The following is a 16,054-nucleotide window of genomic DNA, read 5'->3' as shown; positions in this document are numbered from 1 at the left end:
TTAGGCAGTTCCGCGACGGATTGCGTCATGTTCGATCATCTTCTGCAGCTCTCCCTCGACGACCTATCGGCGCTTCTCAAGCAGCACGGTCCCAAGTGGCTAGGTGCGCTGATCGTATTGCTGATCGGCATGTGGCTGTCGGCACGGCTGGCGAATCTGCTGCAACGAGCGATGCAGCGTGCGCAAGTCGATCCCACGCTCAGTGGATTCCTGCGCAATCTGATGTATGGCGTGCTGCTGATCGTGCTGGCCGTCATGGTGCTGCAGACGGCGGGCGTTCCGGGCGCGCCCTTGCTCGCTGCACTCGGTGCTGGCGGTATCGCCATCGGCCTGGCCTTGCAGGGTTCGCTGAGCAATCTTGCCTGGGGTGTGCTGCTGATCATCTTCCGCCCGTTCCGCGTCGGCGATTTCATTCGCGCGGGCGGCGTGGAAGGCAGCGTAGAAAGCATCAACCTGATGCACACACAGCTCGTGATGTCGGACAACCGCGAAGCGGTGGTGCCGAACGCGAAGATCGGCGGTGACGCCATCATCAATTTCAATCGGCGCGGCACGCGGCGCTTCGAGTTGCGCGTGGGTATCGGCTATGGCGATGACATCGGCAAAGCCATCGCGGTGGCAAACAGGCTGTTCGAAGCCGACGCACGCATCCTGAAAGACCCCGCGCCCACGGTGTGGACCGACAGCCTGGGCGACAGCGCCGTCTATCTTTTGTTACGCGCCTATACGCGAACCACCGATTTCTGGCCCGCGCAGACCGACTTCCTGCGCGCGCTGAAAGAGGGCTTCGATGCGGCCGGTATCAGCATTCCGTACCCGCAGCGCGACGTGCATATCGTCGGCAAATCCGTGGCGCACGAGTAGGTCAAACCCCCGCATACGTATGCGCATGGCCTATTTGGGCCGATTTGCCATGTCCGAGTTGGGCGTCGGTTGCTATGATGGAAGCCTTGCGGCCGCCCCCGCCTCCCCCATCGCGGTCGCCTTGGATTTGCAGGAGAAATCATGGCTGACCTGAAAGAAGTCCGCGTCCCCGATATCGGTGGCAACGCCGACGTTCCCGTTATCGAGGTGTTGATCAAGCCCGGCGACAAAGTCGAGAAAGATCAAAGCCTGATCACCCTGGAGTCGGACAAAGCGACGATGGAAGTCCCCGCGCCGTTCGCCGGCGTGGTGAAGGAAATCAAATTGAAGGTGGGTGACGAAGTGTCCGAAGGCGCCGTCATCGCCATGATCGAAGCCGAAGACGCCGCTGCCGCACCGGCACCCAGTCCCGCCAAGAGCGAACCGGCTGCCGAGAAAAAAGCGCCGGCACCCGCACCAGTCCCGGCGCCCGCGCCGCAGGTGAAGGAAGAACCCGCACCGCAAGGCGGCCGCAGCGTCCTGCCTGGCAATGTGCCCGAAGGTGATGCATCGCCGCAGGCGCGTCCGCCGATCGACGCCAAACTCGTCATGCCGGGCGACGCACCGTATGCCAGTCCTGCCATCCGCGCCTTCGCTCGCGAACTGGGCGTGGATATCCATCAGGTGAAGGGCAGCAGCCGTGGCGGCCGCATCGTGCGCGAAGACGTCACCGCGTACGTCAAGCATGCGCTCGCTTCCGGTGCGCGTCCGGTTTCCGGTGGCGCTGTATCGGGTGGCGGTCTCAATCTGCTGCCGTGGCCGAAAGTCGACTTCGCCAAGTTCGGCGAGATCGAAGAAAAGCAGTTGTCGCGCATCCAGAAGATTTCCGGCGCGAACCTTGCGCGCAACTGGGCGATGATTCCGCACGTCACCCAGCACGAAGATGCCGACATCACCGAGCTGGAAGCCTTCCGCAAGAAGCTCGGCGAAGAGAACAAGGATCTGAAAGTCACGCCGCTCGTGTTCCAGATCAAGGCAGTCGTCGCGGCGCTGAAGAAATTCCCGACGTTCAATGCGTCGCTTGATGAGAGCGGCGAGAAGCTGGTGCTCAAGAAGTACTTCCACATCGGTATTGCCGTCGATACGCCCGATGGTCTGGTCGTACCGGTGATTCGCGATTGCGACAAGAAAGGTTTGCTGGATCTGGCCGCTGAACTGGGCGAGATTTCCAAGAAGGCGCGCGACAAGAAGCTTGGTCCGAACGACATGTCGGGTGGCTGCTTCTCGATCTCCTCGCTCGGCGGCATCGGCGGCACGGCGTTCACGCCGATCGTCAACGCGCCGGAAGTGGCCATCCTCGGTGTGTCCAAAGCGCAGACCAAGCCCGTGTGGAACGGCAAGGAATTCGCGCCGCGCCTGATCCTGCCGCTCTCGCTCAGCTATGACCACCGCGTCATCGACGGTGCACTTGCCGCGCGCTTTGCGTCCTTCCTCGCCACGCAGCTGGGCGACATTCGTCGTCTGTTGCTCTGACAGGGAGCGTCGTCATGGCCAATACCATTGAATTGAAAGTCCCCGATATCGGCGGTCACGACAACGTGCCGGTGATCGAAGTGCTGGTGAAAGTCGGCGACAAGGTCGAGAAAGAGCAAAGCCTGATCACGCTCGAATCCGACAAGGCGACGATGGAAATTCCCGCCAGCGCATCGGGTGTCATCAAGGAACTCAAGCTCAAGGTGGGCGATGAGGTTTCCGAAGGTGCCGTGATTGCGGTGCTTGAAACGTCCGCCGAAGCCAACACTCCCTCTCCCCCACGGGGAGAGGGCCGGGGTGAGGGGTTGCCCTCGCCAAGTACTTCCACGAAAGCGAGTGGCACTAGCCCGTCTCCCGCAAGCGCTGCCCTCTCACCTCAATCCTCTCCCCAGAGGGGAGAGGAGGCAAAGGCGCCGCAAGCGGCGACTTCAACGGGAAGAGCCGCCGATATCGAATGCAAACTCGTCGTGCTGGGTTCCGGCCCGGGCGGCTATACGGCTGCCTTCCGTGCGGCCGATCTTGGCGTCGACACCGTGCTGGTTGAACGCCACGCCACGCTCGGCGGTGTGTGCCTCAATGTCGGCTGCATTCCGTCCAAGGCATTGCTGCACGCTGCAGCCGTGATCGACGAAGCCGATGCGATGGCCGCACACGGCATCACCTTCGGCAAACCCAAGATCGACATCGACAAGCTGCGCAGCTTCAAGACCAAGGTGGTCGGCCAGCTCACTGGCGGTCTCGCCAGCATGGCGAAGCAGCGCAAAGTGCGCGTTGTGCAGGGTGTCGGTACCTTCGTGTCGCCGAACGAACTGGAAGTGGAAACCGCCGACGGCAAGAAACTCATCCGCTTCGAATACGCCATCATCGCGGCGGGCTCGCAGTCGGTGAAGCTGCCTGCCTTCCCGTGGGACGACGATCGCATCGTCGATTCCACCGGCGCGCTGGAAATCAAGGACGTGCCGGCGAAACTGCTGGTCGTCGGTGGCGGCATCATCGGTCTGGAAATGGCGACCGTGTACTCCGCGCTCGGCAGCGAAGTGACCGTGGTCGAATTCATGGACCAGATCATTCCGGGCACCGATGCCGATCTGATCAAGCCGCTCGCCAAACGTCTGGGCGGCAAGCTCAAGGGTATTCACCTCAAGACCAAAGTGGTCGAGGCGAAGGCGACAAAGAAAGGCATCGAAGTCAGCTACGAAGGCGAAAACATTCCTGCGACCACCGTGTTCGATCGCGTCTTGGTCGCCGTGGGCCGTACGCCGAATGGCAAGAAGATCGGTGTAGAGAAAGCGGGTGTTGCCGTCACGGATCGTGGCTTCATCGACGTCGATACGCAGATGCGCACCAACGTGAAGCACATCTTCGCTATCGGCGATATCGTCGGCCAGCCGATGCTGGCGCATAAAGCCACGCATGAAGCGAAAGTCGCCGCCGAAGTCGTCGCCGGTCAGAAGAGCTATTTCGACGCGCGCGTGATTCCGTCCGTCGCGTACACCGATCCGGAAGTGGCATGGGTCGGCGTCACCGAGCGCGAGGCGAAAGAGAAAGGCTTGAAGGTCGGCGTGGGCAAATTCCCGTGGGCCGCCAGTGGCCGCGCGATCGGCATCGATCGCACCGAAGGCTTCACCAAGCTGATCTTCGACGAAGAAACGCATCGCATCGTCGGCGGCGCCATCATCGGTCCGCACGCGGGCGATCTGATTTCCGAAGTCGCGCTCGCCATCGAAATGGGCAGCGAAGCGGCGGATATCGGCCTCACCATCCATCCGCATCCGACCTTGAGCGAATCGGTGGGCATGGCGGCGGAAGCCTACGAGGGCACCATCACCGATTTGTATATGCCGAAAAAGAAGTAACGCTTGTAGCGTTATGCAGATGCAAAAGGGCCCGGATTATCCGGGCCCTTTTGTTTTTATTGCCACGACGAATAGCCCGGAACGAAGGGGAAGGTGAGCGATTCGTAGTATTTGAGCGACTTTTCTGGCGGCGCATAGCCCGGTGGCAATGGCAGCCCCGAGATGCTCTGGAAATAAGCGATGCACGCATCGCGCCACCATTGCGCCTCTTTTTGCTGGATAGCGAGGAAGGAGGCGACTTGCTGATAACGCTGATCGTCGATATAGCCGTCCATATGACGCCACGTTTCGCGCATCTGTTTTACGTCGTCGACGCCTTGCGAGTAATGTGCCACCAGTTCGTACCACAGCGTCTGGCCCGAACGCATCCGGTAATCCCATGGCACGTGATGGAAAAAGAGCAGAAATTGCTCGGGCGTCTGTTTCAGATCGTTGAATTGTTCCGCGACCGGCGGTGCATATTGCGCAACGGCATCGCTGCCCGTGCTGGTTCGATCAAAGCCAATGCCCTCATGATCGGCGCGGTGATAGTAGACGGGACGCCAATCCGCGCGCGATTCGCTCGCATCCCACGGCGCGGGTCCGTAATGGTGGCCCGGCCCCATCAGGTGAACCAAACCAAGCGGCGTCATGTAATCGACCACTGCTTCACGCGAGCCCATCATCATGTCGACAACGGGTTTGACGAACGCGTTGTTGTTCGTGAACGTCATGCGTACCCATTCGTCGGCAATCGCGCGCGATGAGAGCGTAGGATTCCACGCCAATCGGCCGAACACGTACCAGTTGGCCTGATTGAAATCCGATCCGGTCCAGTTGCGATCGGTGCCGATGTTCGAGTCGCCGGTCATGCCCGTTAACGTATGGCCCTCCAGCGAACCGTCGATCACTTTCGCTACGATTGAGCCTTTCCCGTGCACCATGGTGTCGGCAGAGAGCACTTCCTCATAGAGCGGTCCCAGATAAACAAGGTGCGTCGCGAAGCCGAGGTATTCCTTGGTGATTTCAAATTCCATCATCAGCGGCGTTTTCGGCATCGCACCGAAGAGCGGATGGAACGGTTCGCGCGGCTGAAAATCGATAGGGCCGTTCTTCACCGGCAAGATCACATTAGAGCGAAAGCGGCCGTCGAGTGGTTTGAATTCTTCGTAAGCCTGCTTCGCACGATCATCCGGATTGTTCTGCGAATAAACGAATGTGCGCCACATAACGATGCCGCCATGCGGCGCAACTGCATCGGCGAGCACGTTCGCGCCATCGGCGTGCGTACGGCCGTAATCTTCCGGGCCGGGTTGACCTTCCGAATTGGCCTTCACGAGAAAGCCGCCGAAGTCTGGAATGATCCGGTAGATCTCATCGGCTTTCTCGCGCCACCAGCGTTGTACCTGCGGATCAAGGGGATCGGCAGTCTTCAATCCGCCGATTTCAATCGGCGCGCTGAAGCGAATACTGAGATAGACGCGAATACCATAGGGTCGAAACACGTCGGCCAGCGCAGCGACTTTTTGCAGGTACGTGGGCGTCAGAATGGTGGCGCCATCGGTGACGTCGTTGAGCACCGTTCCATTGATACCGATCGACGCGTTCGCGCGCGCGTAGTCGGTGTAGCGCGGGGCGCGCCAATCCGGGAGCTTCCACCAATCCCAGATCGATGCGCCGGCGTAACCGCGTTCCACCTGGCCATTGAGATAGTCCCAGTGTTCGAGCACGCGTAACTTCAAGCGTGGCGATTCATGTATATCGAGGTGATCGACGGATTGCTCGGTTTGCAGCAGGCGTAGGAAATGGAACGCGCCATACAGTGCGCCCACATCCGTGTTGGCGACGATGACTGTTGCGGTGTGGCCGTCTACCGCGACGCTACGGATCAGATAGCCCTCATTTCCCAAACTTGTCGTATCGAGTTTCAATCGCGCGATGAGCGGCGAAGATGATGGTGTGCCGACGATGATGGCGCCATTGCGGTTGATGTCGTTTGAAAGCAGCGGAGCGTGGCCGAGCAATCCGTTGAGCCCGCGCTGCAATTCGTCGCGAGTAGCCGTCTGTGTCGGTGTGGTGGAGCCGATGATCAACTGCGAGGCATGGCTGTCATAGCGTTTCACCTGTTCGGGTGCGAGCAGGTGATAGCGCATCCATAGATCGTATCCATCTTCGGCATGGGTTGGCGCTGCGCACAGAAGCGTGGCAATCAGGAATACAAGCGAACCGAGTGTACGGATGAATGCATTCATGTCTGATGTGCCGATGCGTTGTCGAAAAGATCGCGTTGCGCGATGAAACTATCCTGATCCACGAAGCCGGACAGGCCCACGCCAACCAGACGATAACGGCTATCCGCCGGCCGTTCCACGCGCTCGCGTAGCGCACACGCCAGATCAGCGAGTTCCGTAGCAGAACCCGGAAGCACGGCAGGTGAGAAACTGCGTGTCAGCGTATGAAAATCCGATGTCTTGAGTTTCAGCACGACGGTGCGTGCGACGCGACCCGTCTCGCGCTGATGCGCCGCCCACGTTTTCTCAGCGAGGCGGCGTATATGCGGCTCGAGTTCGTCGAGCGTGATGTCGTGTTCGAACGTGTCCTCCGCAGAAACTTGCAGCGTCGGCCGGTCCGGCTGCACCGCATGTTCGTCGATGCCGAGCGAAAGTTCGTGCAGGCGCCGGCCCCAGCGGCCAAAACGCATTTCCAGATCGGCAAGCGTCATCCGGCGCAGATCACTTACAGTCTTGATGCCGAGCGCTTCCAGCTTTGCTTCCATCACCTTGCCGACACCAGGCAGCCGATTGACCGCCAGTGGCGCGAGAAACGCTTCAATCTGATGCGGACGAATGACATACAAGCCATCGGGCTTGTTCCAGTCCGACGCGATCTTGGCGAGGAACTTGTTCGGTGCAACGCCTGCCGATGCCGTGAGGCTGGTTTCTTCGCGAATCGCCGTACGAATCGCCTCCGCGGTGGCGGTTGCGGACGGCAGATCGGTCTTGGTGACGGTGACGTCCAGATACGCTTCATCCAGCGACAACGGTTCGATCAGATCCGTGTGCCGCGAAAAAATCTCGCGCACCTGCCGAGATACCGCCTTGTAACGCACGAAGTCCGGCGGTACGAAAATCGCTTGCGGACATAGCCGCTCAGCACGTACCGCCGGCATCGCCGAGCGCACGCCAAACTTGCGTGCCTCGTAACTTGCCGCACACACCACCGACCGCGCGCCACGCCACGCAACGACGACGGGTTTGCCGCGTAGCGTTGGATCGTCACGCTGCTCCACCGACGCGTAGAACGCGTCCATGTCGACGTGAAGAATCTTGCGTGGCGGTGGTGTGGACAAGGTTGTCGGGGAATGGGTCAGTGTCCCCGATTCTAGGGCGTGCTGGCCGCCTTCGCAGCCGTGACGTCACGGCCTTCGTCTTTGAGCTGTTTGAGCCGTTCGACGACATGCTTGGCGAAGCGTTCCGCCGCGTCCGGCCGTATTCCTAGATGCAGCAGTGGCTCGATCAACTCCAGCTCCATGATGCGGAACTGGCCATCGACCACCACGCCGTCGACACGCGCATAAACCTGCTCGCGATAACCCAGTGCTGTAACGGCCGCCAGTGCGTTATCCGCCGCTTGCACAATGAACGCATCAGGCTTCGTAGGAATGGCCGTGCCGCCATGTTCTTCCTGCACACGATAATCGCCCGCAGCAGGATGTTTGAGCACCGCGTGACTGTACGTGCCAGCGAAATACAGCAGCGACCATTCGCCATTCGTGGCTATCTCGGGCACAAACGGCTGCACCAGGTAATCCAGATGCGATGGCAATGATGTAATCGCTTCTTTGAATGCCGGCGTGCCAAGCGTGCCGCGCGCTGTATGCCATGCACCGCCGCTGACACTCGGCTTGATGACGACCTCGCGCGAAGGAACCGATCGCAGCACTTCCAGCAATGAACCTGCACGCGCAAAGTGCGTCGGGATAATCGGCACACCTTGTTGCTCAAGATCGAGCAGATAGCGTTTTTCGCTGTTCCAGCGAACGAGATTAGTATCGTTGATCGTCGGCACGCCGAGCTGGTCAAGCCGATCCAGCCACGCAAGAAATGCCGAGTAATGCCGGAAATAATCCCACACGGTGCGAATCAGTACGGCATCGAACGATGCCCAATCCACATCGGGATCATTCCACACGCACACGGTCGGCTGGACACCAAGCAATTCCAGCACGGCCACGAAATACACGTCATCCACATGCACCGAGCGAAACGCTTCGGACGTGGCAATGGCGATACGAAAATCAGAAACAGGCGCAGACATGCGAACACCTCCAATCACTGGGGTGGGCGCCCTTAACATGGGAGGCGGCACACCGAGCGTGGCGGACTCATGTCCGTCGCAGCACCCCTCGGGGCCGAGGCGCCAAAACCTCATGGCGCGTGACGTGGCGAGTATCTGGGCGTCTCCAATGCGATGTCAATGTGACCAAGGGCATGTCTGCGGGCTATTCGTTTTGATCTGGCCGTCGAGCGATGACAGCCCATGCGGCATAAGGCACCAGAAATTTTGTGCCGACTCGGGTTATTGTCGGCATCTATGACCAACGATTCTTCAAGCTCGTACCTGCGACGCCTCGGCGTTTGGGATGGCGCGGCCATTGTTATTGGCGGCGTTATCGGTGCCGGTATTTTTCGAACGCCCGCGACGGTCGCCGAGCGCACGGCTTCGGGTTTGCCCTTGCTTTCGCTGTGGGCTATCGGCGGTCTGCTGACGCTGGCGGGTGTGCTGTGTTACGCCGAACTCGGCGCACGCCGGCCGCAGGCGGGTGGTATCTACATCTATCTGCGCGAAGCCTTTGGTCCGTTACCTGCGTTTTTGTTCGGCTGGACGATGGCGTTGATCAACTATCCCGGCAGCGTTGCTGCGGTGGCGACGACGTTTGCCGATTACGCATGCCGTGCCGTGAGCTTGCCGAATGTTTGGGTGAAACCGGTGGCGGTCGGTGCGATTGCTTTCATTGCCGGCGTGAATTTTTTCGGCATTCGCGCGGGCGCGTGGATGCAGAATCTGTTTACGCTGCTGAAAGTCGCCGCGATTGTGATGCTGCTGGTCGTGGGCCTGGTGCTGGCGCATGGACACTTCGGCAATGTGTTTGCCGTGGATACGACGCACGAAGTGCCCAGCGGTGCATGGATTGGTGCGTTGCTGCCTGTGCTGTTTACCTACGGCGGTTTTCATTACCTCAATGACATGGCAGGCGAAGTGCGCGATCCGCAGCGCACGCTGCCGCGTGCTTTGGCGCTTGGCATGATCGGCGTGGTGGTCTGCTACGTGCTAGTCAATATCGCGTACCTGGTGGGTTTGGGGCACGCAGGTCTGGCAGCGAGCAAAGCGCCTGCGGCCGATCTGATGAGCCACATTTTCGGCCCGAGCGGCGCGACGATCATGGCAGTCGGCATCGCGTGTTCCACCTTCGGTTATTGCAGCATTGCCATCGCCGGTGGTGCGCGCGTGCTGCAGACGATGGGTGCGGATGGCATGTTCTTCCGTTCGGTCGGTCATATCGATTCGCGTTGGCGTGCGCCGCAGGTGGCACTGGCGGTGCTGGGCGTGTGGGCGATCGTGCTGACGCTCTCCGGTTCCTTCGGCCAATTGCTCAACTACACCACGGTGGGCGAGTGGCTCGGTCATGCGTTCGGTATTGCCACGCTGTTCTGGTATCGCCGCCAGTTTGCGAATCAACCTTCGCCTTTTCGTGTACCGCTGTATCCGCTATTGCCGTTTGTTTTCGTATGCACGGTGCTTGGCGTGATCGTCGCAACGGCGATCGATACGCCCGGCGATGCGGGTATGAGTCTGGTGATCATCGCCTGCGGTTTGCCGGTGTACGCGCTGTGGCGCTATTGGCAGGGGCGTCGGGCCGCCTGAGGTCTCAGGTCCTGACACGGTTTAGGCGCACGCTCGGGGCTAAATCCACCGCTGCGGCGGAAAGGTGGCCCGCAAGTCATTGATTGTCGGGCAGCTTGTCGCCGCACTTCATTTTCACCAAAAAAGGTGAAAAGATGGGCCCCATGAGCATCCAGCTTACCAGCCGCCAGTCCAACATCCTCGCCTTCATCCGGGCCCGCCTGGACCAAGCCGGCGAGGCGCCCACCCTGGAAGAAATCGGCAACGCCATGGGCCTGCCCAACGTTAGTGCCGTGCTCAAGCATGTGCGCTCGCTGGAGGCGAAAGGGCGGCTGGTGATCGAACCCAATCGCACCCGCGGCATCCGGCTGGTGCAGGAAAACGATCCGTTTGCCGCCGACACCATGGAGCTGCCGCTGATCGGCCGCATCGCCGCCGGCGAGCCGATCTTTTCCGAATCGCGCGTGGAACGCAGCATGCGTGTGTCGAGCGATTTGTTCCGCTTGCGTCCGGATTACCTCGTACGCGTCGTCGGCGATTCCATGCGCGACGAAGGCATTCTCGATGGCGATCTGGTGGCCGTGCACGCCACGCCGGTGGCGCGTCACGGGCAGATCGTCGCGGCGCGCGTGGAAGGCGAGCGCTTCACCATCAAGCGCCTGTACTGGAAGGGCGATGTGATTCGCCTGCTGCCGAACAGCGCGGGTTATGAGCCGATCGATCCCGATCCCACCGAAGACTTCGCCATCGAAGGCTTGTTTGCAGGTCTCGTGAGGGGCGCCTGATGAGCGCCGTGGTAGCGCTGTCGAATCTGCTGGACGCGCGGCAGGTCTGGCGCGGTCGCGCGGTGCCGATTGTGGAAGGCGAACAGCCGACCGGTTGGCCGATGCTCGACGCCGCGCTGCCTGCACGCGGGTGGCCGGAAGCCGCGCTGACGGAGATTTTGATGCCGGCCGACGGCGTCGGCGAATTGCGTCTGGTATTGCCGACACTCGCCCGTTTGACGCAAGGCCAACGTCCGGTCGTGCTGATCGCGCCACCGTATCTGCCGTGTGCGATGGGCTGGCGCCAACAAGGCGTGAATCTGCATCGTCTGAGCATTGTCGATGCGGAAGAGAAACAGGTGTTGTGGGCCGCCGAGCAGTGTCTGCGTTCGGGCAGCTGCGCAGCCGTGCTGGCGTGGCCGCATCAGGCGGACGATCGCAGTCTGCGCCGTTTGCAGGTGGCGGCGGATACGGGCCGTGCATTGGCGTTCGTATTTCGCGACCGCAAGCATCTGACCAATGCATCGCCGGCCTCGTTGCGCCTCGAACTTACAACCACACCGAGCACTGCCATCTGGGTACGCAAATGCCGTGGCGGCAATGCACCCTCGCAGGCTATTCCCTTCGATTCCGTTCAACGTCTTTCCAGCCTTTGCCGGATTCACGAACGAAAGAAGCAAAGCGCGTGAGGCCGGCTTATGTTGTGGGCCTGCCTGTTGCTGCCTCAGCTGGCGCTGGATGGAGTCCTCCGTCACCGCACCGATGACACACCGTTGGTGTTGGTGGATGGACCCATCAACGCGCGCACCATCGTAGCTGTCAATGCGCGCGCACGCGCAGCGGGACTTTATATCGGACAACGATTGACGGCTGCGCAAGCATTGCTGGCGCGATTCGATGCGATTCCCTACGACGCTGACGAGGTCGAACGCTGGCAGCAGTTTCTCGCTGGCGTGGCGTATCGCTACAGCTCGCAAGTCGCGTTGTTGCCGCACGCGATCGTGCTCGAAGTCAGCAAGAGCCAAAGCCTGTTCGGATCGTGGGCGGTGATGGAGCGCCGGTTGCGTAGCGATATCACCGCACTCGGTTTTCGCCATCGCGTAACCGCCGCGCCGACGCCACATGGCGCGTATGTATTGGCCGGCGTCAGCGATGGACAGACGGCGTTGAGCCATGAAGGCATGCAACGTCTTCTCGACGATGTGCCTTTGAGCAAAAGCCGTTTGCCAACGCAGGCGATGGATACGTTGCCAAGCATGGGTGTGCGTCGGCTCGGACAACTGCTGCGCATGCCGCGCGATGGCCTGCAACGGCGCTTCGGCGTTGCGTTATTGCAGGCCATGGATCGCTTGATGGGCGATGCACCTGCAGGGCTCGATCTCTACATCCCGCCTGATGGCATCGACTGGTATGTCGAGTTGTCGCACGAAGTCGAAAATATCGCTGCCCTGGTTTTTCCGTTGCGGCGCATGACCGGCGATCTTGCTGCGTATCTGTCCGGCCGCGACGGCGGTGTGCAGCGATTCCTTTTACGATTGGAACATCGCGATCGCATCGTCACCGATGTGCCCGTGGGCATGCTTTCGCCCGAACGCAGCGCCGATGTGTTGTTCGACGCCGCACGCGGCCGCCTTGAGCAAGTGCAATTGCCCGCACCGGTACTTGCGTTGCGATTGATCGCCGAGGATCTGCCCAGTTTCGTTCCTGCTGGCCGCGATCTGTTTGACGAACGCCCTGCCAACGCATTGCCTTTCGAGCAATTGCGCGAACGTTTGCGCGCGCGGCTGGGCGATAGCGCGGTGCATCAGTGGGGCACCACCATCGATCCACGCCCGGAACACTCACAACATGTCGCCACCGAAGACGAAGGCCCGTTGGAGCCGCGTCCGCGCCCCACATGGTTGCTGGAACGGCCGATTCCATGGCGCGGTGCATTGCACATCGTTTCCGGCCCCGAGCGCTTGGAAACCGGCTGGTGGGACGGCGGCGATACGCGCCGCGACTACTACATCATCGAAACCGACATGGGCCAGCGCGCGTGGGCGTTCTGCGCGCCGGGCGAACAATCGGGCTGGATGCTGCACGGGTGGTTCGCATGACGGACTACGCCGAACTGCATTGCCTTTCCGATTTCTCGTTTCAACGCGGTGCTTCCAGCGCACGTGAATTGTTCGAGCGCGCATCGGAATGCGGTTATACCGCGTTGGCGATCACCGACGAATGTTCGCTGGCCGGTATCGTGCGCGCCTGGGAGGCTTCGCGCGATACGGGAGTGCCGCTTATCGTCGGCACGGAAATCCAGCTCGCCGATGGCCCTAAGTTGGTACTGCTTGCAGAAACCAAGCAAGGCTATGTCTCGTTGTGCCGTTTGATCACGCAAGGGCGCAGGGCTTCCGAAAAAGGCGACTATCACTTGACCCGGGCCGACATGGCCGAAGGTGCACCGGGAACGTTGGCGCTATGGATTCCCGAGCGTGAACCGGATCGCGAGCATGCCGCATGGGTGAAGCATCTTTTCGATGACCGTGCATGGCTGGCGGTGGAGCTGCATCGCGATGTCGACGACGATGCGCGTCTGGCCGAACTCGAAGCATTGGGTGAATCCTTGCAGTTACCACGCGTCGCAAGCGGCGATGTGCACATGCATATCCGTCGATGCCTGCCATTGCAGCATACGATGACCGCGATTCGTCATCACCTGACCATCGCCAAAGCGGGCGCCGTGTTATTCCGAAATGGGGAGCGGCACCTGCGTAGGCGTTCGACACTGGAAAAGATTTATCCGAAAGCATTGTTGGATGAGAGCGTGCGCATTGCAAAGCGATGCACGTTTTCGTTGAAAAAAGACTTGCACTATCAATATCCGAAAGAGTTGGTTCCTGACGGTTACTCGGCCATACAGTGGCTGCGTCATCTGGTGGCCGAAGGTGCTGCATGGCGTTGGCCGAATGGTGTGCCAAGTGAGTTTCAATCGAAGATCGAGCACGAACTGTGCTTGATCGAGAAAAAACGTTATGAGGCATTTTTCCTTACGGTGCACGACATCGTGCGTTATGCGCGGAGCCAGAAGATTCTCTGCCAGGGGCGCGGATCGGCTGCCAACTCCATCGTGTGCTTTGCCTTGGGCGTCACGGATGCCGACCCCAGGAAAGTCGATTTGCTGGTAGAACGATTCATTTCCATCGAGCGCGACGAACCACCCGATATCGATGTCGACTTCGAGCATGAGCGTCGTGAGGAAGTCATCCAATACGTCTATAAAAAATACGGACGTGAACGCGCTGCGCTTGCAGCGACGGTTATCAGTTATCGCACCAAAAGCGCGGTGCGTGACGTAGCCAAGGCGCTTGGTTTGCCAGAGGATCAAATAGAAAAGCTCAGCCGAAGCTTTTTCCGCCTTGGCGACGCTTCGCTGGACGGGCGCCTGCGTGAACAAGGCTTCGACCCCGAAGCGCCTGTCATGCGCAAGCTTCTTGCGTTGACAGCCCAATTGCGCGGTAAACCACGCCACCTAAGTCAGCACGTGGGTGGCTTCGTCATCCACGATGCGCCGCTGCATGAACTCGTTCCGGTGGAAAACGCAACGATGGCGAATCGAACCATCATCCAGTGGGACAAGGATGACCTGGACACCATGGGCTTGCTCAAAGTCGATTGCCTGGCACTGGGTATGCTGACGTGCTTGCGCAAATGCTTCGATATCGTTCAACAACATCGCGGCAAGGCATTGAGCATTGCGACGATCGAGCACGACGACAAGAAAACCTATGAAATGATCCAGCGTGCCGACACGATCGGCGTCTTTCAGATCGAGAGCCGCGCGCAGATGTCGATGCTGCCACGGCTAAAACCTGCCGGTTACTACGACCTGGTTGTGCAGATCGCCATCGTGCGCCCTGGTCCGATTCAGGGCGGCATGGTTCATCCCTATCTGCGCCGACGCAAAGGCGAGGAGCCGATCGACTATCCGTCAGAAGCGCTAAAACCGGTGCTTGAACGCACCATGGGTGTACCGCTGTTTCAAGAGCAGGTGATGAAGCTGGCGATGGTGGCGGCTGGCTATACGGCAGGGCAGGCGGATCAATTGCGTCGCTCGATGGCCGCGTGGCGGCGTCATGGCGACATGGAAGTGCATCACGAACGCATCACTCAGGGCATGCTCAAGAACGGCTACACCCAAGCGTTTGCCGAGCAGATCTTCGAGCAGATCAAAGGTTTCGGCAGTTATGGATTTCCCGAAAGTCACGCGGCCAGCTTCGCCAATCTCGCTTACGTAAGCAGTTGGCTGAAGTGCCATGAGCCTGCCGCTTTCGGGTGTGCATTGCTCAATGCGCAGCCCATGGGTTTCTACGGGCCGAGTCAGATCGTGCAGGATATGCAGCGTGGCGGCATCAGCGTGTTGCCGGTGGATGCGCGCTACAGCGATTGGGATTGCACGCTGGAAAGCGATTCGCGCAGCCATGGCGGTTTGGCACTGCGGCTTGGTCTGCGGCAGTTACGCGGCTGCCGCGAGGATGTGGCTTTACGTATTTCGGCTGCACGAGAGCAGCAGGCTTTTGGCGATATCGTCGACCTATGCACGCGCGCACAATTGGATCGGCGTCATCAGGACCTGCTGGCCGATGCGGGCGCGTTGCGCGGTCTGGCCGGGCATCGTCATCGCGCGCTGTGGTTATCGGCTGGCGTGGAATCGCAGTTGCCGTTGTTCGGGCGCGAAAGCCCGCGCGAGAGCGATATCGTGCTGCCGTTGCCGACCGTGGCGGAAAACATGGTGGCCGACTATGCCCACAGCGGGCTGAGTCTCGGTCCGCATCCGCTCAAGCTTTTGCGGCATCGATTGCGTGCTGCGCGTTTTATCGATTCGCGCAGCTTGCGTGCGCAGCCGCACGAAACGCAGGTACGCACCGTGGGTCTCGTGACGCAACGCCAGCAACCGCAGACGGCCAGTGGCGTCACCTTCATCACCATCGAAGACGAATTCGGTTACGTAAATGTGGTGGTGTGGAATCACGTTGCACAAAGCCAGCGTCGTCCGTATCTGGAGGCAACGCTGCTCGCCATCGAGGGGCGATGGGAAGCCGTGGATGGCGTCAGTCATCTCATTGCGCGGCGCTTGCACGATATGAGCGGCATGCTCGGTGAGCTGGATGCACGCTCGCGTGATTTTCATTGAGG

Annotated in this window: 11 protein-coding genes; 8 read left to right on the top strand and 3 right to left on the bottom strand. The window is 60.2% G+C overall.

The genetic code is table 11. The features are described 5' to 3' along the window. Positions 1–27: 27 nt before the first annotated feature. From EKH79_RS09835 to lpdA, 3 genes are all read left to right on the top strand, one after another. A complete protein-coding gene (locus EKH79_RS09835; protein WP_126673606.1) occupies positions 28–864 on the top strand; it encodes a mechanosensitive ion channel family protein in 837 nt (278 codons plus the stop codon). A gap of 141 nt (positions 865–1,005) precedes the next feature. Further along, positions 1,006–2,376 (top strand): dihydrolipoyllysine-residue acetyltransferase, encoded by a 1,371-nt coding sequence (gene aceF, locus EKH79_RS09830; protein WP_126673605.1) that lies wholly within the window; start codon positions 1,006–1,008, stop codon positions 2,374–2,376. 14 nt (positions 2,377–2,390) lie between these two features. After that, positions 2,391–4,232, top strand: coding sequence for a dihydrolipoyl dehydrogenase (gene lpdA, locus EKH79_RS09825; protein ID WP_126673604.1), 1,842 nt, complete (start codon positions 2,391–2,393; stop codon positions 4,230–4,232). Between the two features lie 56 nt (positions 4,233–4,288). Here lpdA and EKH79_RS09820 read toward each other — a convergent pair whose 3' ends face one another. Genes EKH79_RS09820 through EKH79_RS09810 form a run of 3 tightly spaced genes read right to left on the bottom strand, consistent with a single transcriptional unit; the run spans position 4,289 to position 8,528 of the window. Further along, positions 4,289–6,463, bottom strand: a complete 2,175-nt coding sequence (locus EKH79_RS09820; RefSeq protein WP_126673603.1) for an alpha-glucuronidase family glycosyl hydrolase — start codon at positions 6,461–6,463, stop codon at positions 4,289–4,291. Continuing rightward, complete coding sequence (gene dinB / locus EKH79_RS09815; protein ID WP_425478487.1) at positions 6,460–7,560, bottom strand: DNA polymerase IV; 1,101 nt, start codon at positions 7,558–7,560, stop codon at positions 6,460–6,462. The genes EKH79_RS09820 and dinB overlap by 4 nt, the downstream gene beginning before the upstream one ends. Before the next feature lie 32 nt (positions 7,561–7,592). Next, positions 7,593–8,528 (bottom strand): ATP-grasp domain-containing protein, encoded by a 936-nt coding sequence (locus EKH79_RS09810; RefSeq protein ID WP_126673602.1) that lies wholly within the window; start codon positions 8,526–8,528, stop codon positions 7,593–7,595. A 276-nt stretch (positions 8,529–8,804) separates the two neighbouring features. On the opposite strand from EKH79_RS09810, the gene EKH79_RS09805 reads away from it, so the two are divergent. The 5 genes from EKH79_RS09805 to EKH79_RS09785 all read left to right on the top strand — a co-directional run bounded on the left by EKH79_RS09805 (position 8,805) and on the right by EKH79_RS09785 (position 16,052). After that, positions 8,805–10,136 carry an APC family permease gene (locus EKH79_RS09805; RefSeq protein ID WP_126673601.1) on the top strand — a complete coding sequence of 444 codons (1,332 nt, stop codon included), beginning with the start codon at positions 8,805–8,807 and terminating at the stop codon, positions 10,134–10,136. 143 nt (positions 10,137–10,279) lie between these two features. After that, on the top strand, positions 10,280–10,900 hold the full coding sequence (gene lexA / locus EKH79_RS09800) for a transcriptional repressor LexA (RefSeq protein WP_126673600.1): 621 nt from the start codon (positions 10,280–10,282) through the stop codon (positions 10,898–10,900). Further along, positions 10,900–11,568: a translesion DNA synthesis-associated protein ImuA gene (gene imuA / locus EKH79_RS09795; protein ID WP_126673599.1), complete on the top strand. Its 669-nt coding sequence runs from the start codon at positions 10,900–10,902 to the stop codon at positions 11,566–11,568. Before lexA ends, imuA begins: the two co-directional genes overlap by 1 nt. 9 nt (positions 11,569–11,577) lie before the next feature. Next, entirely contained in the window at positions 11,578–12,978 is a 1,401-nt protein-coding gene (locus EKH79_RS09790; protein ID WP_126673598.1) for a Y-family DNA polymerase, read from the top strand. After that, complete coding sequence (locus EKH79_RS09785) at positions 12,975–16,052, top strand: error-prone DNA polymerase (RefSeq protein WP_126673597.1); 3,078 nt, start codon at positions 12,975–12,977, stop codon at positions 16,050–16,052. Before EKH79_RS09790 ends, EKH79_RS09785 begins: the two co-directional genes overlap by 4 nt. Positions 16,053–16,054 lie beyond the last annotated feature (2 nt).

Source organism: Dyella dinghuensis, assembly GCF_003977615.1.
Classification (GTDB): Bacteria; Pseudomonadota; Gammaproteobacteria; order Xanthomonadales; family Rhodanobacteraceae; genus Dyella_B; species Dyella_B dinghuensis.
Note: the sequence above shows the minus strand (reverse complement) of the source record. Positions and strands in the feature narration are given on the sequence as shown.

Bases quoted from the DNA above. Each gene is read 5' to 3' on its own strand.
- EKH79_RS09835 (WP_126673606.1), top strand. From the start codon at position 28: ATGTTCGATCATCTTCTGCAGCTCTCCCTCGACGACCTATCGGCGCTT.
- aceF (WP_126673605.1), top strand. From the start codon at position 1,006: ATGGCTGACCTGAAAGAAGTCCGCGTCCCCGATATCGGTGGCAACGCC.
- lpdA (WP_126673604.1), top strand. From the start codon at position 2,391: ATGGCCAATACCATTGAATTGAAAGTCCCCGATATCGGCGGTCACGAC.
- EKH79_RS09820 (WP_126673603.1), bottom strand. From the start codon at position 6,463: ATGAATGCATTCATCCGTACACTCGGTTCGCTTGTATTCCTGATTGCC.
- EKH79_RS09810 (WP_126673602.1), bottom strand. From the start codon at position 8,528: ATGTCTGCGCCTGTTTCTGATTTTCGTATCGCCATTGCCACGTCCGAA.
- EKH79_RS09805 (WP_126673601.1), top strand. From the start codon at position 8,805: ATGACCAACGATTCTTCAAGCTCGTACCTGCGACGCCTCGGCGTTTGG.
- lexA (WP_126673600.1), top strand. From the start codon at position 10,280: ATGAGCATCCAGCTTACCAGCCGCCAGTCCAACATCCTCGCCTTCATC.
- imuA (WP_126673599.1), top strand. From the start codon at position 10,900: ATGAGCGCCGTGGTAGCGCTGTCGAATCTGCTGGACGCGCGGCAGGTC.
- EKH79_RS09790 (WP_126673598.1), top strand. From the start codon at position 11,578: ATGTTGTGGGCCTGCCTGTTGCTGCCTCAGCTGGCGCTGGATGGAGTC.
- EKH79_RS09785 (WP_126673597.1), top strand. From the start codon at position 12,975: ATGACGGACTACGCCGAACTGCATTGCCTTTCCGATTTCTCGTTTCAA.